Genomic DNA, 18,560 nt, shown 5'->3' with positions numbered 1-18,560 from the left:
ATTCCTGAACGATTCAGGAATGCTTTTTTTATTAGACGAGTTGTGCTTGATACGCTTCAAGCTCAGCATCCGTCATCGAGACGTAATGTCCCGGCTCGATTTCACGAAGTGCAGGGATACTCGAATCTTCACTCGATTTACCAACGGCTCCGCCTGTCGGGCGATCATAGACAATCCGTTTACGTGTCCGTTCGTGCTCTGGATCCGGTAGCGGGATTGCAGATAAGAGCGACTTCGTATACGCATGAACTGGGTTCTCGTACAAACGATCCGCATCACATAACTCAACAAGGTGACCTTGATACATAACACCAATCCGGTCCGAAATATATTTAACCATCGAAAGATCGTGGGCGATGAATAAATACGTCAAACTGCGATCACGTTGTAATTGTTTCATCAAGTTGACGACCTGTGCTTGGATGGAAACGTCAAGTGCCGAGATCGGCTCATCGGCAATGATGAAGTCCGGTTCTACTGCTAGTGCACGTGCGATTCCAATCCGTTGACGCTGACCACCAGAGAATTCGTGGGGGTAACGACTCGCGTGTTCTTTCGTCAAACCTACTGTTTCTAACAAGTCGTAGACACGGTTATCTCGCTCTTCTTTTGATTTCGCAAGTCCGTGGATATCAATTCCTTCTGCGATGATATCTCCGACTGTCATCCGTGGATTTAGAGATGCGTAAGGATCTTGGAAAATCATTTGCATCGCACGGTTGAACTTCAATTTTTCTTTACGTGATTTCTTCGCATGGACATTCTCACCTTTGAACAAGACTTCCCCGTCTGTCGCATCGTAAAGTCCGATAATCGAACGACCCGTCGTCGATTTGCCGCAACCTGACTCTCCAACAAGACCAAGTACTTCTCCTTCATAAATATCAAATGAAAGTCCGTCTACTGCTTTGACGACACGTCCTCGTCCAATATTGAAATGTTGCTTTAGATTTTTTACTTCAAGTAATTTATTACGGTTTTCCATTACTTAAGACCGCCTTTCAAAAGCGACTTCGCAAATGTACTATCTGGACGATATTTCAGTGCGAGGTCACGGATGGCTGCTGGTGGTTCTACGTAAGGAGCTTGTGGATGTAACAACCACGTTGCTGCTTCGTGTGTATCAGTGATACGGAAGAACGGAGGTTCTTTCTCGAAATCAATTTTCATCGCATATTGATTACGTGGTGCGAATGCATCACCTGTAGGCGGATGAAGCAAGTTCGGTGGCGTACCCGGAATCGCCGGTAAGTCCTGCGAACGGTCATCTGAAGGGCGTGGCATCGATCCGAGAAGTCCCCATGTGTACGGGTGGCGTGGTTCATAGAAAATCTCATCAACCGTACCTTTTTCAATCAATTTCCCAGCATACATAACAGCTACGCGGTCGGCCATGTTCGCCACGACACCGAGATCATGCGTGATGAAGATGATTGCTGTACCTGTTTTTTGTTGAATGTCTTTTAAGAGCTCTAAAATCTGAGCTTGAATCGTAACGTCGAGTGCTGTCGTCGGCTCATCGGCAATCAAAACTTTCGGGTTACATGCTAACGCAATCGCGATAACGATCCGTTGACGCATCCCACCTGATAATTGGTGTGGATATTGTTTTAAACGTGCTTCCGGATTCGGAATCCCTACGAGCGTCAATAATTCGAGCGTCCGTTTTTTTGCGGCATCCCCTGTCAAGCCTTGGTGACGTTTCAAACCTTCTGCAATCTGTTTGTAAATTGTCATCGTCGGGTTGAGTGATGTCATCGGATCCTGGAAGATCATTGCGATGTCACGACCACGAACTTTTTGCATTTCCTTGTCCGACAACTTGACTAAGTCACGGTCTTCGAAAATAATCTCACCATTCGTGATCTCACCAGGAGGATTCGGAATCAGTCGCATGATTGCTTTTGATGTAACCGACTTTCCTGAACCAGATTCACCAACGATTGCAAGTGTTTCACCTTTTTTTAAATCAAACGATACGCCACGGACGGCTTGTACCGTCCCGGCATACGTATGGAAAGCGACGGTTAGGTCGCGTACAGATAAAATAGTTTCCATTGTGGATGAACTCCTCTCTAATTTCCGTTAGCGGCGTAGACGTGGGTCAAACGCATCCCGTAATCCATCGGCCAACATGTTAAAGCTGATCATTAGGAGTACGATGACCGTCGATGGCACGACAAGCAAGTAAGGGAACGTCTTCAATTCTTTGTACCCTTCGTTGATCAATGTACCAAGGGACGGTTTCGGTGGAGCGAGACCAAGTCCAATGAAGCTAAGGAACGCTTCGAAGAAAATCGCACTAGGAATCGTGAACATAAGTGAGATGATAATAATTCCAAGAGTATTTGGAATCAAATGCTTAAAGATTAAACGTGAGCTAGAAGCCCCAAGCGTACGTGCTGCGAGTACAAATTCCTGATTCTTAAGTTTCAGGATTTGTCCTCGAACGAGTCGACTCATCCCAATCCATCCGGTGATGGTCATCGCCAAGATAATCGTCGTGATCCCCGGTTCAAGAATCAAGATGAACAGAATGATTAAGATTAAGTTCGGAATCCCGGTCAGGATTTCTGTAATACGTTGCATGATGTTATCAACACGACCGCCATAGTAAGCAGAAAGTCCACCATATGTGACACCGATGATGACATCGATGATTGCAGCCATGACACCAATAAAGAGTGAAACGCGTGTACCTTCCCAGACACGTGACCAAGAGTCACGTCCGAGATGATCCGTTCCGAACCAGTAGTTTTCTGTTACTTGTTTTTGCTCGTAAAAATCAATTTCTTTATCACCTAATGTTGCCATACCATCAAATCCGGCCCACTCAAGCCCTGTTACTTTTGGTGGTAGCTTCGCTTGCGTGATCGTTTGCGTGTAAGCATCGCGCCCAGAAATCATCGGTCCGAAGATTGAAAGTAACGCAATGATAAGAATGATGATGAGCGAAAGAATCGCTGCTTTATTTCGAATAAGACGCGTCCAGGCATCTTGCCAGAAATTTAAACTTTTTCCGGCGATACGCTCTCCGGCTTGTTCGTTGAACTCAACCGTTTGAAACAGTGACGAATCGAATTGTTCCGTTTTTGCATTTGAATTTTGCTCTGCCATTATTCATTACCCCCCAAACGAATCCGTGGATCAACGACACCGTACAGTAAGTCGACGATCAAAATCATAAGGATGAAGACCGCTGAGAAGAACAGTGTTGTTCCCATGATGACTGTATAGTCATTTAGCGTGATTGATGATACGAACAACTCACCAAGACCCGGTACAGCAAAGATTCTTTCAATGACGAGTGTTCCTGTGATTAAGGCAGCAGTCATCGGTCCAAGAATCGTAATTGCTGGAATCAAGGCATTACGCACCATGTGTTTCCACGTGATCGATTGTCCATCTAGTCCTTTTGCCTTAGCAAGCGTGACATAATCCTGTCCTGTTACCTCGAGCATCTCCGTTCGAACAAAACGAGCGATGGAGGCAGTAACTCCTAAGGACAAGGAAATTGTAGGCAAAATCGTATGTGCTGGGCTTTCCCAGAAGGCGACCGGCAAAATGCCCCATTTCACTCCTACGTAGTATTGAAGAAGCGAAGCAAATACGAACGACGGTATTGAAATACCGAGTACTGATGCAAACATCGCACCGTAATCAATCGCTGTGTTATGACGTAGTGCCGCAACGACACCAAGTAAAAGACCTGCAAAGACACCGAGTATAAGTGCTTGTGCTCCTAATTGAGCTGACGGTCCGATCCGTTCCATGATTAAATCTGTAACAGGACGGCTATCATATTTAAATGATACTCCTAAGTCACCTTGGAACAAGTTAACCATGTACGCTGCGTAGCGTTGTGGAAGTGGATCATTCAAGTTGTACTTATCCCGAAGGATATTCAATTGCTCAGGAGAAAGCTTTTCCTGGTTTTGGAACGGTGAACCTGGTAACAGATCCATCAAGAAGAACGTGAATGAAGCGATGAGTAAAAACGTCAGTACGCCGTAAGTAAGGCGTTGAGCTAAATAACGGCCCATAGATGGCACCCCCTATAAAGATTTTTCTGTTTTTTTCGAAAACATCAATAAAACCAGTATGACGTAAAATTGTCGGAACATTCAAGAATTTTGTTGTAAAATTTTAAATTCTTTTTTGTCCCAACCTGATATGATGCCCCCCCATGATCACTGTTTTTTCACAGTTAACCAATATTTCAGAATTTTTCGTTTGATTCCATTATACTTTGCTAACAAAGTAATTAGAACATCTTTTTTACAAATAGTTCACATTTCGTTTAGAAATGATTACACATTCAGAAAAAGTAGTATAAAACAGGAGCGTTCCCTGAACCTAATTCGGGACGCTCCAGTTTTTTTACTTCATATCAACATATTTGTATTGGAAATCCGCACCAAACAATTGGCGTTTGAAGTTTTCAACTGTCGGACGGCTCAAGTAAGCTGCACCTGCTTGATACAATGGCGCAATTGCTTGATCTTTCTCGATCAATTGGGCTTCCGCTTGCTTGAACAAGTCGAGACGTTTCGTAACATCTGCTTCTTTATTGGCAGCATTCAACAACTTATCATATGCTGATGAGTCGTAATTAACATCGTTTTGACTATTTGTTGATTCAAAGATCGACAAATTCGACATTGGATCTTGGTAATCAGGACCCCAAAGTGAATACGACATTTGGTAGTCACCTTTAGACTCTAAATCGAGTTTGTTCTTGAATGGCTGTTGTTTGATTGAAACTGTCACGTTCGGCAAGTTTCTTTCAATTTGACCTTTCATGTACTCACTTGTCTTTTTAGAGTCTTCGCTGTCGAACGATAATAGTTCAATCGTTGTTTTCTTATCGCCATTTGCTTTTTTCCAAAGATCAGCTGCTTCGTTCCCATCACGATCGAACCAGTTAATGTCACTCGTATAGTCTTTTCCAGCTTCATCTTTAATGAAGTCTTTTGGAATGAAGCTTGTTGTTGGAATCGAACCATTCGCAAGTAACGTTTCCGTGATGCCTTTAGGATCAATTGCGCGAGCGATCGCTTTGCGGGCATTGACATCTTTCATCGTCGCATCTTCGTTATTGAACTTCAAATAAGCGATCGTAGAACGTAATGCCGTATTGAATTCAGGTTTCGATTCATAAACAGCAACTTGTTCAGATGTTAAGCCAGCATAATCGATGTCATTCGATTCATACAGGTTAGTGACCGTTGACGAATCTTTAACGACACGAATCGTTACTTCGTCAAGACTGACGGCATCTTTATCCCAGTAGTTTTCATTCTTAGTCAAGACACGTTTTGAATCTGTTTTCCAAGATGTCCAAACGAATGGTCCGTTGTATAACAATTTATCCGGTTGAAGTGAAAAGTCTTTTTCGTTCTTTTTATAAAAATCTTCACTAATCGGTGTATATGTTCCAAATGACGTCAGTGACAAGAAGTACGGCGATGGACGCTCAAGTGTTACTTCAAGCGTTTTATCATCAAGTGCTTTGACTCCTAATTCATCAACTGGTTTTTTCCCTTGTGAGACAGCTGCACCATTTTTGACAGTATCAAAGATATAGGCATATCCTGAACCTGTTTCTGGATCAACTGCACGTTTCCAAGCAAATTCAAAATCTTGTGCTTTGACTGGAGAACCATCAGACCATTTCGATTCACGAAGTGTAAACGTGTACGTGAGGTTATCACTCGAGATATCTGTTTTTTCGGCTAGTGCAGGAATCGCCTTACCTTCTTTGTCTAACCGGTAGAGTCCTTCCATCGTGTTCCCAATCATATCAAATGCGACTGAATCCGTTGCTTTAGCCGGGTCGACCGTCGTAATATCGGACGTACTCGTTAAGCGCAAGTTTTTCTTGTCTGAAGAACCTGAATCTTTATCTCCGCTCGTCGAACATCCTGCAAGGACTACACTCCCTGCTAGCATGACTGATAACGCGAGACCGACAGTTTTTTTCTTCATCGGTGAGTCATCTCCTTTTCAATTTTCAAGTTGCCATAAACAGTTATGACATCAATAACGTTGGATCGAATCCACATGCATTCCCCAAAATGCATTGACCTGGTTTCGAAAATTCAAACGAAGTGATAAGTTGATTTTATGTGAGAATAACAATAACGTCAAGTGAATAGTCACACTATTTGCTGTTTTAAGATATATAACCGTAATAAATTCGTAACTTTCGGGAGCATTGCGTATAATGAATTCATAATCCATATTAAGGGGGACTACTATGCGTTTTCACTTGTTTCGTCCGATTTTAATCGCTTTAATTTTATCGATTATTTACACCATTTGGGCGAGTTTCACGGATTCAACCCATTCTTTTTTTTATCACTTTTCGGGTGGGTTATTTATCTCAGGATTCATCTTAATGGCAATCGGATTATTTTCTAACATGTCTGCAAATGGATTTTTTAGAGGACTGACTGCCGGGTTCAAAAAACAACGTGAGGCAAGATTACGAGAAATCGATGGTGAGTATCACGAGGACGAGGATGAAGAGCACGAAGTGTATGAAGAAAAGCGGAAACGTTCTTTAAACCGGACAGGGCCATACTTGTCTAGCGGCTTATTGTGCATTGTTTTCTCATTGCTTTTATCATTCGTTTAAACGAATTTTTCGTGACGCTAGACAATGGTCTATGGTAAAATCTTGTTAAGTTACATGTATAATAACACGGTGAAGAAGAGTAGTACATCGAGTCGTCACTTTAAGAGAGTCCATGGTTGGTGTGAATGGATAGTGGATGCAGATGGAATGGACTTCGGAGTGGCTGACTTGAACAGTGAAGTAGAGTCAGACGGGATTGCCCGTTACAGCAGTTTAGAGCGGCTATTATCATAGCAACTTGGGTGGCAACGCGATGACTCGTCCCTTGATTATTCAAGGGACGAGTCATCTTTTTTTATTCTATTTTCGGAGGGAAACGATTATGAAAACGATTTTTTCAGGTATTAAACCAACCGGTACAGTCACGCTAGGAAACTACATTGGGGCGATGAAGCATTTTGTCAACTTACAAGATGAGCATGATGCCTATTATTGTATCGTCGATCTCCATTCGATCACAGTCGAGATTGACCGTGTCGAGTTGATGAACAATACACGTGCCCTCGCTGCACTGTATATTGCAAGTGGTCTCGACCCAGAAAAAGCGACGATTTTCGTCCAATCAGAAGTCAAAGCACACGCGCAGCTCGGATGGATGTTAACGTGCCTAGCAGGTATGGGTGAACTTGAACGCATGACGCAATATAAAGATAAATCACAAGGAAAAGAGCGGATTGGCGCAGGTCTCTTCGTCTATCCGACGTTAATGGCCTCTGACATCCTTTTATATGATGCGGAACTCGTCCCTGTCGGTGAAGATCAAAAACAACACATCGAGTTGACACGCGACTTAGCACAACGATTCAATAGCCGGTACTATGAGACCTTTAAAATGCCTGAGCCAGTCATCGCAGAAACAGGTGCTCGTATCATGAGTTTGACGACACCAGAGAAAAAAATGTCTAAAACAGATACGAATCCAAAAGGCTACATCACGATGCTCGATGAACCAGCTAGTATCCGTAAAAAAATTAAGTCGGCCGTGACGGATTCGGAAGGAATTGTTAAGTTCGATCGGGAAAACAAACCGGGTGTCTCAAACTTACTCGAAATCTATTCACTACTCGCTAATATCTCCATCGCCGAGCTCGAAGCGAAATACGAAGGTTCAAATTATGGCGTGTTCAAAGCAGATGTTGCTGAAGCAATCATTGCCGAGCTCGAGCCGATTCAAAAGCGCTATTATGAGTTAATCGATTCAGAAGAACTCGATGTCATTTTAGATCAAGGCCGTGAAAAAGCTGACCTCGTCGCTTCTCGTAAACTTGCTAAAGTAGAAAAAGCCATGGGGCTCCAACGTAAACGTGCTAAAGTCAAAAAATAATCAATTCTTTCATTAAAAAAGGTCCCGTGCTCTTTGTGTAAAGAGTACGGGACCTTTTGTCAAAAAAGAGAGCATCTCTACACTAGAGACGCCCTCTTGACATTTTATTTACCTTCGATCGAAGCCCATTTGTAAGAGAAGTCTGCGCCGAAGTTATGCTCGACAACACCTTTTACGTATGGTTTAACGAGGAACGCACGTCCACGTTGATAAACAGGTGAGATTCCCGCAGAATCAAGAAGGATTTTCTCTGCTTCTTGAAGCTCAGACCAACGTTTTGCTGCATCCGTTTGTGTTTGTGCATCTTTGATGAGTTTGTCGTACTCTGGATCTGACCAGTCACCACGGTTATATGGTCCATCAGTCAAGAAGAGATCGAGGAACGTCATTGGATCTTGATAGTCAGGACCCCAGCCTGCGAATGAGAATTCGAAGTCGCCTTTGTTTTCAAGATCAAGTTTGTTTTTGAACGGTTGTTGCTTGATTGTGACTTTCATACCTGGAAGGTTCTTTTCAAGCTCGCCTTTCAAGAACTCACCGATTTTCTTCGCATCATCACTATCATAGTTAAGAAGCTCAAGTTCGACTGAATCTTTGCCGATTTCTTTTAAGCCCTCTTCCCAAAGTTTTTTCGCTTCATCCGCATTGAACTCGTTGAATGTTGGATACTTTTCACGGAAGTCTTTTCCGTCAGCATCTTTCGCGAAGTCTTTTGGTACAAGATAGTTTGCTGGAAGTGATCCGTTTGCAAGGATGACATCCGTGATTCCTTTTTTGTTATATCCCATGTCGATCGCACGGCGAATTTTTTCATTTTCGAGTGCTTCAACTTTCGTATTCAAGTAAAGGTAGAAGATTGTTGATTCACCTTTAGTTTCAAATTCTTTATTATCTTGATACTGAGCTACGAATTCAGATGAAAGACCTGTACGGTCGATCGTCCCTTTTTCGTAAAGGTTAACAGCAGTCGAAATTTCTTTTACGACCTTAACATTGATCGTGTCTAATTTGACGCTATCTTTATCCCAGTAGTTATCGTTTTTAACCATTTTCCAGCCTTGTTCACGTGTCCATTCTGTTAACTTGAATGGTCCATTGTAAAGTGATTTGTCAGCTGTCGTACCGAAGCCCTTACCGATTTCTTTCGAAAGTTCTTCCGATTTCGGCATGAATGGACCGAATCCAGTCAATCCGAGGAAGTAATCTGCAGGTGATTTTAATTTTACTTCGAACGTTTTATCATCAACTGCTTTAACGCCTACCGCGTCACGCTCGCCTTTTTTCGTGTTGTATTCTTCAGCACCTTCGATGTTGTAGAATACGTACGCATATTGCGATGCGTTTTCTGGGTTAAGCACTTCTTTCCAAGCGTACTCGAAGTCTTTTGCAGTGATTGGTGTACCATCAGACCAGTTAGCATCACGTAGCTTGAACGTGTACGTCAATTTGTCGTCAGAAACCGTATGGCTTTCTGCAATACCTGGTGTTGGCTGTTGCTTGTCATCCAAACGGTAAAGACCTTCCATCGTGTTGTTCAAGACGTTGAAAGAAACAGCGTCCGTAGAAGTTGTTGGGTTAAGCGTCGGGATATCCGCGCTTTCGATCAGGTTAAGCGTCTGCTCACTTGATTTTTTGTCCGAACCGTTATCGCCCGATGAATCATTTGAATCAGTCGTCGAACAAGCAGCAAGGAATGCGCTTGATACGAGCGCTACCGAGGTAGCGAGTGCAAAACTTTTCTTTTTCATGATACGATGACCCCCCTAAAATTTCCAAAGCTAGTAATCTAAAGTTTTTGTCCGAAAAAAAGTAGTACTTTTTGGCCGAACAAAACTCTCCGTTACAAATAGTTTACAATGTTCTGATAATTTTGCAAAGCTTTTATCCGATTTTTCTAAATATTTTTTCAAAAAAATAAGAAGGACATGGGTGCATCCCATGTCCTTCCTTAGTTGATTAATTCGATTTCTTTACTGTTCGAAGCAAATATTCAGGTCCATAAATTGGCACCGTCAAGCCGTTTATCCCTTCTTTTACCAACATATTTTCCGTTGTCTGATAAAGTGGAATAATGACCGCATCTTTTTCAATCAATTTTTTTTCAGCAGTTCGATAACCTACAGTTTTTTCTTTTATTGTCTTTACATTTCTTGTTTCTTTAATCAATTTGTCATATTCTTTTGAATTGTAATTTACTTTATTCAAAGGATTATCGGATACGAATTGATTTAAATATGCGAGAGGACCTGGGTAGTCAGGCATCCAGCCTGTCAGCGTCATGGAAAAATCACCAGATTGTTCAAGGCGTATTTTATCTTCGATATCTACATTTTTAGTAACAATATCGATTCCAGGCAGCTGCTTTTCAAGAATTTTTTCAATTGTTTTCCCTAGCTCCAATGCTTTTTGATCATCAAAATTCAACAATTCAACCTTCACTTTTTTCTTAGTTGCCTGTTTCCACTTTGTCGTTGTTTGCTCTTGAGGTGGAGAAATCCAGTCACTCGCCGTTACTACAAAACGATTCGTCGGTTTCCCTGATAATCCGAGCGGCAAGTTCAGTGTTTGTTGATTCATCAGTGTAGAAGAGATGGCTTGACGGGCATTTCGACTTTTAAATAATGGGTCGTTCATATTAAAGGCCAGATAAAAGACTCCGCTCCGACTTTTTTGATAAGTAGGCTCGTCCCCCATCAAAAGATTTGTATCAAATCCTTCAATTAATGGCAACATGTCTGCCTGATCATTTCGATATGCTGTCACCTGATCTGACATACTTTTAGCGGTGATACTTTTGACGGTATCGAGCTGAACCACAGTCGCTTGATGATAATGATCATTTTTTTCAAGCATGTAGGATGCCTTTTTCATCTCACGCATTTTAAATGGACCATTTTCATTCAAATCCGACCATTCGCTTACTTCAGGTTGTGGATAAAAGACAGACATGGCCAGTAATTGTGATAAATCCGAAACCGGCTGATTTAATTCAATGATTAGCGTTGATTTTCCTTCTGCTCTAACACCAAGTTTATTCGGTGGGAGTTCGCCATCATTGACTTGTCGTCCATTTTTAAAAACTTCAAATAAAAAACCATATGGTGAATTTGTCTCATTTGAAGCAACACGTTGAAAACTATCAACAAAATCTTGCGCTTCGACTGGCGTACCGTCAACGAACTTTGTTTCTTTTAGTTCAATCGTGTACGTCAAGCCGTTATCCGAAACAGTCATCGTTCGGGCGAGACCTTTTCGGACAGATGGACCGCCAGTAAACACAAATAGTCCTTCATATAATTGTGCAAGCAACGTTTGTGAACGATTATCTGTTGCCTGTGCAATATCCGGTACTCGTGGCATCGATGACTCAATGATTGTCATATGCTGTTGTTGCTTTTTTGTAGAGGCTTCCTCTGTTGTGTTTTGTTGAAACACAACGAATCCACTAATGATTACTCCGATTACTAAAAACATTAAAACAAACAGTTTAAATTGCTTAGACATATTTTTCCCCTTTTATTTTTAAAGTGACTCTATTATTCAAACAGAATTCAACCAAAAAAGCGACCTTACTGTCTTATTGACAGTAGGTCGCTCCAGGCTGTAGACAAAGTGTTATCAAGAGATAAAGCATTTTTTTCGTTGCTTTCCTCGGGCGTTGCGCAAGCTGTTGCTCCTTGGTCCTAGCGGCCAACGAGCAAGGTCTTGCCTGCCTCTGACAATGCGTTAAACACGCACTTTTCCCGTAGGAGTCAACGAAATATGACACTTTTTAGGTAATACCGTGACGGAAAACCGGGCATGCAGGCGGTTTAGAGCGCAATCCTTCAAGAATTATGCTTGCTGGTACCGCTTAAAGACGAGTGATGCATTGTGCCCACCAAAACCGAGCGAATTGCTTACTGCATACTCGACGTCCCATGCTCTGCTACCTTCACGAACGTAATCTAAATTACAGCCTTCGCTTGGTTGTTCGAGATGAATCGTCGGGTGAACCGTTTGTTCTTGCAACGACTTGATTGTTGCAATCGCCTCGACGCCACCTGCACCACCGAGTAAATGACCGATCATTGATTTCGTCGAGTTCACAGCGAGTTTCGCTGCATGTTCTCCGAAGACCGTATGAATGGCTTTCGTTTCCAGAACATCATTCATTGGCGTACTCGTACCATGCGCATTGATATATTGAACAGCAGTTGGCTCGATGTTCGCATCTTGAATCGCCATCGCCATCGCACGTGCGCCTCCATCACCATCCGGATCTGGAGCAGTAATATGATACGCATCTGCAGTCAGACCGTATCCACTGACCTCTGCGTAGATTTTTGCTCCACGAGCAATCGCGTGATCGTATTCTTCAAGGACGAGAATGCCTGCCCCTTCTCCCATGACAAATCCATCGCGTCCCTCATCGAATGGACGGCTCGCTGTATTCGGGTCATGATTTGTCGACATCGCTTTGTTCGCACAAAAACCGGCGAACGCTAAGTTCGTGATTGGTGCTTCCGCCCCACCGGCAATCATGACATCCGCATCACCACGTTCGATTACGCGTAACGCTTCACCGATTGCATTCGTACCTGAAGCACAGGCAGTGACAGAACAGTTATTTGGACCTTTCGCTCCTGTATAAATCGAAACTTGACCACTAGCCATATTCGGAATCATCATTGGAATGAAGAACGGGCTGACACGACGATGTCCGCGCTCAAAGTAGATTTTCGCTTGTTTTTCAATCGTCTCCACGCCACCAATCCCTGAACCAATCCATACGCCTGTACGTTCAGCATTCGACTTGACATCAAGTCCTGCATCTTTGACAGCTTCCATGCTTGCGACCAGTGAATAGTGAACAAATCGATCCATCTTGCGTGCTTCTTTTGCTTCGATGAATTCTGTAATATCAAACCCTTGTAACTCACCCGTCACTTTTGTTGGATACTCATCGATATCAAGTCGCTCCATCGGACGAATCCCGTTTTCACCTGCTTTTAATGCATTCCAAAATGTATCCACATCATTTCCAATCGGTGTTAGTGCACCCATACCAGTAACTACTACTCGTTTTCTCGTCATCTTATATGTTCTCCCCTTTAGTCCAAGTAATGTAAGAAGCTCCCCAAGTCAATCCGGCACCAAAGCCTGCGAGAACGAGTGTCGTTCCCGGCTGTAGTCGCCCTTGACGCCGCGCTTCTTCTAAAGCCAACGGAATCGAAGCCGCTGATGTATTTGCATGTTCATCAATCGTGACGATGACTTTCTTTTCATCGATGCCTAATCGTTCGCGTGCCGCGTCGATAATCCGTAAGTTTGCTTGGTGCGGAATCAATAAGTCAAGTGATTCCAACGATCCGTTCGCTTTTTGAATGACTTTATCGACAATCTCTGGTAATTTTCGAACGGCAAATTTAAACACTTCTCGTCCGTTCATTTCAATTGGCCCATCCAACTCTTTAAACAACAGATGCGCTCCTCGCCCATCCGTTCCGAGTTCAAACGCATTCAACCCTTGCTGTTCTGTTGGTCCGAGGACGACTGCACCCGCACCATCTCCAAATAAAATTGCTGTCGACCGGTCTGACCAGTCGACGATGCTCGACATTTTTTCTGCCCCAATGACAAGCGCATATTTAGAGTTCGTCGTCTCCATCATGCTTGATGCTGTTTGAAGAGCGAAAATGAAGCCGCTGCAGGCAGCACTAACATCAAATGCCGTCGCGCCTAGCGCCCCTAACCGTTCCTGAACGATACAGGCTGTTGAAGGAAAGGCACGTCCCGTCGCTGTTCCGACGACAATCAATCCGATATCGTCTGCTGTTAGGTCCGCATCGATCAATGCTTGTTTAGCGGCCTCTGTCGCTAAATCCGTTACATCGACTTCGTCTGTTGCAATCCGTCTTGCACCGATTCCCGTTCGTGTCCGAATCCATTCATCGCTCGTATCAAGCGTTTTCGCTAAATCATCATTTGTAATTCGACGTTCTGGTAATGACGTCCCTAGTCCTACAATCCCGATATTCATGTGGTCGCTCCTTTAGTATTAGTATCTGGTACTAATATAAAGCGTTAATCCTTTTTTGTCAAAGAAAAAAGAAGGGTCCCTTCAATCAGGGCCCTCCTCCGTCTACCTTACGCTTCAGAATCTGCTAGCGTTCGTACAACTTCCATGACCATCTTCGCAGAGTTAATCGACGCAATTTCTAAAAATTCATCAAATGAGAGTGAAGCTTCCTCATCTGCACTATCCGAGATCGAACGTGTTACGACGAAAGGAACATCGAATTGATGACAGACTTGTGCGATCGGTGCTGCTTCCATTTCAACTGCTGCGACGTCCGGGAAGTTCTTTTTAATAAGTGTCGAGCGCTCTGTATCATGAATGAAGGAATCTCCTGTCACGATTAGACCGTGAACGACATTAATCGACTCCATCCGTTCGATGACGGCTTCAGCTGTCGCGACAAGTTTTTCGTCTGCCACGTAAGCAGCTGGCATACCCGGTACTTGTCCATATTCATATCCGAATGCTGTCACGTCGACATCATGATGACGGACTTCTGTCGAGACGACGACGTCACCGACAGTCAGCCCTGCCTTAAATCCACCAGCAGAACCCGTATTGATGACGGCACTGGGTTTAAAATGATCCAGTAACAATGTCGTTCCAATCGCAGCATTCACTTTCCCGATGCCTGATTTCAAGATGACGACTGGCACACTGTTCAACAAACCTTCATAAAAATGATAGTTAGCAATCATCGTGTCTTTTCGTTCAGAAAGTTCATTCCGAAGTAAGTTGACCTCTTCTTCCATTGCTCCAATGATAGCGATTGGCATACTCATTCCTCCATCATACAGAAAGCCGGATTGCTCCGGCTTCATCGTTTTATTTATTTAATCGATGTAATTTTTACAGCGAAATCTCCACCTGGAGCCTGTACCGATACTTTCTCACCTACACTATGTCCGAGTAAGCTTTTAGCGATTGGTGATTCGTTCGAGATTTTACCTGTGAACGGATCCGCTTCTGCACTTCCGACAATCGTGTACGTTTCTTCTTCATCATCTTCAAGAATCAAGAATGTGACCGTCGTTCCGATACTAACGACCGAAATATCCTTTTCTTCTTCAGAAATAATTGCTACGTTACGTAGCATTTCCTCAAGTTGTGCAATTCGTCCTTCGACCATCGCTTGTTCTTCTTTCGCTGAATCATATTCTGCGTTCTCAGACAAGTCTCCGAAAGATCGTGCAATCTTAATATTTTCAACTACTTCTTTACGGCGGACTGACTTCAGTTCGTTTAACTCGTTCTCAATTTTCGCTTTACCGTCAAGCGTCATATAATACTGTTTTTCTGCCATTTTTGTCACGCTCCTTTTTATTCCACTAGTATAGTATATTCACATCTTTTTTGGAATCAATATCCTCTTTCATCAAGTGCTGTTCGATAATCGAGTATGGCACGAATCTTCGTTACGAGGAGATCAATCGCGACATGATTCTCTCCACCTTCCGGAACGATGATATCTGCATAGCGTTTTGTCGGCTCACAAAACTGAAGATGCATCGGACGGACGACATTCGTATACTGCTCGACGACCGAGTCGATTGATCGACCACGTTCGTTGATATCACGTTGCATCCGTCGTAAAATCCGTACGTCCGCATCTGTATCGACAAACACTTTAATATCCATCAATTCCCGTAAACGCTCATCTTCAAGCGCTAAGATTCCTTCGACGATGATAACATCACGTGGATCGAGTTTGATCGTCTCCTCCGCTCGCGTATGCGCAACGTAATCATAAACAGGTTTTTCGACCGCAATGTTTTCACGTAACGATTTGATGTGGTTAATCAGCAAATCATTATCGAATGCAAACGGATGGTCATAATTTGTTTGATATCTTTCTTCCATCGAGAGTGTACTTTGATCTTTATAGTAAGCATCTTGCTCGATCATGACGATCGATTCGCTCGGGAAAGCTGCGACGAGTGAGCGTGCGACTGTCGTCTTTCCTGATCCCGTACCTCCAGCAACGCCAATTACAACCGGTTTTTGCATTGATTTTGTTCCTCCATCATTCCGACTTGATTTTTCGACTTACGGAAACACCGTCTCCGAGTGGAAAAATCGTCGTATCGTATTGTTCTTGTTCCATCATCCAGACTGTGAATTCCTTGACGAGACGGACGAGTCGTCGTCTTCTTCGATCAAACGTTTTTGGATCTGTTTCTAAAACATCACCATGTAAAAACAGATTATCCGTGTATAAAATCCCGCCTATTGGCACAAGCCGCCCATAACCGTTGAAGAATTTTTTATACTGCCCTTTCGCCGCATCGATGAAGATTGCATCGAACTCTTGGTCAAGGGTTTCGGCTAATTCTACTGCATCTGCAAAAACGATGTCAATTCGGTCCGCGACATCTGACCGGGCGATGAATGCTTTTGCCTCTTCATACCGTTTTGCATTTCGTTCGACTGTCGTGATGCGTGCGTTCGGCAATGCACGTGCCATTCGAATCGCGCTATATCCAATTGCCGTCCCGAGTTCGAGTATCCGCTTTGGTTGTTGTAGCGTCAGCAAGGATAATAACACTTCTGACCCCGTCAATTCAATGATTGGGATGTGATGTTCCTTAGCATATGCTTCCATCTCTTCGAGTAGCGAATCACGTGGCTTAATCATTGCTTCAACATACGCTGTAAACTCATTCATTCGAACTACTCCTTCTCCGCATAAACAGGTTGACCTGGAACGAAAATACTCGTCCCAAACCAACCCGATGCTCATTGCTCTTTACTTGCTTCGTATTCAACCCATTCCGGTTTATACTTTACGACATTACGTTGATGTTCTTCATACGTCTCTTCGTAAAGAATCTGTCCTTTTGGATTTTTTTCACTCGGTGGCCGAGCAAAGAAATAAACATACTTTGTTTTATTCGGATTGAGTACGGCGAGTACGGAATCTTTACTGACTGTTGAAATCGGACCGATTGGAATCCCCTCATATTTATACGTATTGTATTTCGAGTTATTCTCTAGATCTTTCAATGTCGTTAATGCCGTGTTTTCCCCCGTACCATACCAGACTGTTGGATCCGACTGAAGTTTCATACCATCATCAAGACGATTTTTGAAAACGCCAGCGATTTCACGGCGGTCTTTCGCTGTTGCCGCTTCACGTTCAACCATCGATCCAAGACTGAGGACTTCATGGAATGTCATTCCTGATTCTTTAATCGCATCTGCATTTGCATCATAAATTTTTTCCATCTCGTCAAGCATCGTTTCAGCAATTTGATTGATGTTTTTCCCTTTATCAAATTCATACGTCGCCGGGAACAAGTAACCTTCAAGGGAGTAGAGTACTCCTTTTTGTTTCACTTCATCCGTTAACATCGGATACTTTTCAATCAAACTGTTGATGTACGTTTGATCCGTCAGTGCTTTACGAACAGCCTCTTGCTTAAAGCCCGTTGCTTTTGCAATCACGGCGATTTGCCGATCCATCGTAATCCCTTCAGGAATCGTCATCTTGACATCTGCTGCTTTCATGACTTTACCGGTTTTCAACTTATTGATGATTTCGTCCGGTGTCATCGCTTGCGTCAGCGTGTACGTTCCCGCTTGGAATGACGATTCATTCTTATAGCGAACGTAATAGCGAAAAATCGTTTCATTTGCAATCAATTCTTTGTCCTTTAGGATATTTGAAATCGTACTTGTTCCAGCACCTAACGGAATTTCGACTTTCACGGATTTTGTTGCGTCCGCGTTGACGGGTTCGAGTGAATTTTTTAAAAAGATATAGATTGCCGCACCTGCTACTAAGAAAATCGTGAATAACACTGAAAGGATGATGAGCGTAATCCGGCGTGATGTCCGGCGGCGCTTGTTTTCGATTTCAGCATTGTGCTTCCATTCGTTCTCCATCGGTTCCTCCTTTTTCTCTTAAAACAAGGTGACCTCGAAAGAGCATTGCTCCTTCGACATCACCTTATACACGAGTCGGTTATTCAAGCTCGTCTTCTAATGTATTGAAGACTTCTTCGATTTCATCCCACGTTTCCGTGTCATCTTCTTCGATCGGAACAAGATTGAAGTCATTGTCTCCGTCGCCATACTCGTCTAGTTCGTAAACGAAGATGTCGACTTCTTCCGCGTTGTCGTAGTCAGCACCGACTGGCTCGAGGAAGATATACGTTTTGTTTGAGCGTGGGCTCTCATAACGTAACCGCTCCATAAATTCGAAATCATTACCTTCACCATCTGGAATTACGTAACGTGTTGGTTCATTCTGTTGCATCATTCATCCGCTCCTTTAATGCAGTCTCGAGTTCATCCCAAGTCTGCTCATCATTTTCATCGATCAGGCTCAATTCAAAATCATCGTCGCCTTCTCCATACTCATCAATCTCACAGATGATTAAATCATCTGCGCCATCTTCTGGATTCCCTATCATTTCGAGGAACAGATACGTTTTCCCTGTTCGCTCGCTGACATAACGGTACCATTCTTCGAAAAGATGTTCGCCACCGTCTTCATCCGGAAAGAGATACTGGCGCTTTTCTTCAGACATCTC

At 43.2% G+C, this 18,560-nt stretch carries 18 protein-coding genes and 1 other annotated feature; of the genes, 2 read left to right on the top strand and 16 right to left on the bottom strand.

All coding sequences use genetic code 11. The annotated features are described in order from the left end of the window. Positions 1 to 31: 31 nt before the first annotated feature. From KNQ02_RS02895 to KNQ02_RS02875, 5 genes are all read right to left on the bottom strand, one after another. On the bottom strand, positions 32 to 985 hold the full coding sequence (locus KNQ02_RS02895) for an ABC transporter ATP-binding protein (RefSeq protein WP_029330998.1): 954 nt from the start codon (positions 983 to 985) through the stop codon (positions 32 to 34). Beyond that, positions 985 to 2,058, bottom strand: a complete 1,074-nt coding sequence (locus tag KNQ02_RS02890) for an ABC transporter ATP-binding protein (protein ID WP_159173523.1) — start codon at positions 2,056 to 2,058, stop codon at positions 985 to 987. The genes KNQ02_RS02895 and KNQ02_RS02890 overlap by 1 nt, the downstream gene beginning before the upstream one ends. 27 nt (positions 2,059 to 2,085) lie before the next feature. Continuing rightward, entirely contained in the window at positions 2,086 to 3,117 is a 1,032-nt protein-coding gene (opp3C, locus tag KNQ02_RS02885; protein WP_088837496.1) for an oligopeptide ABC transporter permease, read from the bottom strand. Continuing rightward, complete coding sequence (gene opp3b / locus KNQ02_RS02880) at positions 3,117 to 4,043, bottom strand: oligopeptide ABC transporter permease (protein WP_088837497.1); 927 nt, start codon at positions 4,041 to 4,043, stop codon at positions 3,117 to 3,119. The genes opp3C and opp3b overlap by 1 nt, the downstream gene beginning before the upstream one ends. A 337-nt stretch (positions 4,044 to 4,380) precedes the next feature. Further along, the gene (locus tag KNQ02_RS02875; RefSeq protein WP_088837498.1) at positions 4,381 to 5,988 is read right to left on the bottom strand and encodes a peptide ABC transporter substrate-binding protein; all 1,608 of its coding nucleotides are present in this window, start codon (positions 5,986 to 5,988) and stop codon (positions 4,381 to 4,383) included. Between the two features lie 271 nt (positions 5,989 to 6,259). Between KNQ02_RS02875 and KNQ02_RS02870 the strand changes: the two genes are divergently transcribed. Both KNQ02_RS02870 and trpS read left to right on the top strand, forming a co-directional pair. Continuing rightward, complete coding sequence (locus tag KNQ02_RS02870; RefSeq protein WP_088837499.1) at positions 6,260 to 6,640, top strand: DUF3899 domain-containing protein; 381 nt, start codon at positions 6,260 to 6,262, stop codon at positions 6,638 to 6,640. Positions 6,641 to 6,700: 60 nt separating this feature from the next. Continuing rightward, positions 6,701 to 6,909 (top strand) — a binding site (T-box leader). Positions 6,910 to 6,959: 50 nt separating this feature from the next. After that, the gene (gene trpS, locus KNQ02_RS02865; RefSeq protein WP_239456910.1) at positions 6,960 to 7,964 is read left to right on the top strand and encodes a tryptophan--tRNA ligase; all 1,005 of its coding nucleotides are present in this window, start codon (positions 6,960 to 6,962) and stop codon (positions 7,962 to 7,964) included. 104 nt (positions 7,965 to 8,068) lie between these two features. Here the strand turns inward: trpS and KNQ02_RS02860 are convergent, their stop codons facing one another. From KNQ02_RS02860 to KNQ02_RS02810, 11 genes are all read right to left on the bottom strand, one after another. Further along, a complete protein-coding gene (locus KNQ02_RS02860) occupies positions 8,069 to 9,712 on the bottom strand; it encodes a peptide ABC transporter substrate-binding protein (protein ID WP_088837501.1) in 1,644 nt (547 codons plus the stop codon). 208 nt (positions 9,713 to 9,920) lie between these two features. Then, positions 9,921 to 11,468, bottom strand: coding sequence for a peptide ABC transporter substrate-binding protein (locus tag KNQ02_RS02855; protein ID WP_088837502.1), 1,548 nt, complete (start codon positions 11,466 to 11,468; stop codon positions 9,921 to 9,923). A 330-nt stretch (positions 11,469 to 11,798) separates the two neighbouring features. Continuing rightward, positions 11,799 to 13,040 (bottom strand): beta-ketoacyl-ACP synthase II, encoded by a 1,242-nt coding sequence (gene fabF, locus KNQ02_RS02850; protein WP_088837503.1) that lies wholly within the window; start codon positions 13,038 to 13,040, stop codon positions 11,799 to 11,801. Between the two features lies 1 nt (position 13,041). After that, positions 13,042 to 13,986, bottom strand: coding sequence for a beta-ketoacyl-ACP synthase III (locus KNQ02_RS02845; protein ID WP_088837504.1), 945 nt, complete (start codon positions 13,984 to 13,986; stop codon positions 13,042 to 13,044). 107 nt (positions 13,987 to 14,093) lie between these two features. Next, a complete protein-coding gene (gene mtnN / locus KNQ02_RS02840) occupies positions 14,094 to 14,801 on the bottom strand; it encodes a 5'-methylthioadenosine/S-adenosylhomocysteine nucleosidase (protein WP_029331009.1) in 708 nt (235 codons plus the stop codon). 53 nt (positions 14,802 to 14,854) lie between these two features. Beyond that, complete coding sequence (gene greA / locus KNQ02_RS02835; RefSeq protein WP_088837506.1) at positions 14,855 to 15,328, bottom strand: transcription elongation factor GreA; 474 nt, start codon at positions 15,326 to 15,328, stop codon at positions 14,855 to 14,857. A gap of 56 nt (positions 15,329 to 15,384) precedes the next feature. Further along, entirely contained in the window at positions 15,385 to 16,032 is a 648-nt protein-coding gene (udk, locus tag KNQ02_RS02830) for a uridine kinase (protein ID WP_214766460.1), read from the bottom strand. A gap of 16 nt (positions 16,033 to 16,048) precedes the next feature. After that, positions 16,049 to 16,690, bottom strand: coding sequence for an O-methyltransferase (locus KNQ02_RS02825; protein WP_029331012.1), 642 nt, complete (start codon positions 16,688 to 16,690; stop codon positions 16,049 to 16,051). Positions 16,691 to 16,761: 71 nt separating this feature from the next. Next, positions 16,762 to 17,910: an endolytic transglycosylase MltG gene (gene mltG, locus KNQ02_RS02820; protein ID WP_088837508.1), complete on the bottom strand. Its 1,149-nt coding sequence runs from the start codon at positions 17,908 to 17,910 to the stop codon at positions 16,762 to 16,764. Positions 17,911 to 17,989: 79 nt separating this feature from the next. Beyond that, positions 17,990 to 18,286 (bottom strand): DUF1292 domain-containing protein, encoded by a 297-nt coding sequence (locus KNQ02_RS02815; RefSeq protein WP_235195162.1) that lies wholly within the window; start codon positions 18,284 to 18,286, stop codon positions 17,990 to 17,992. Next, a complete protein-coding gene (locus tag KNQ02_RS02810) occupies positions 18,270 to 18,557 on the bottom strand; it encodes a DUF1292 domain-containing protein (protein ID WP_029331015.1) in 288 nt (95 codons plus the stop codon). The genes KNQ02_RS02815 and KNQ02_RS02810 overlap by 17 nt, the downstream gene beginning before the upstream one ends. Positions 18,558 to 18,560 lie beyond the last annotated feature (3 nt).

The sequence above is a fragment of the Exiguobacterium sp. s102 genome (assembly GCF_018618635.1).
Lineage (GTDB): Bacteria > Bacillota > Bacilli > Exiguobacteriales > Exiguobacteriaceae > Exiguobacterium_A > Exiguobacterium_A oxidotolerans.
This window is presented reverse-complemented; position numbering and strand designations above follow the sequence as displayed.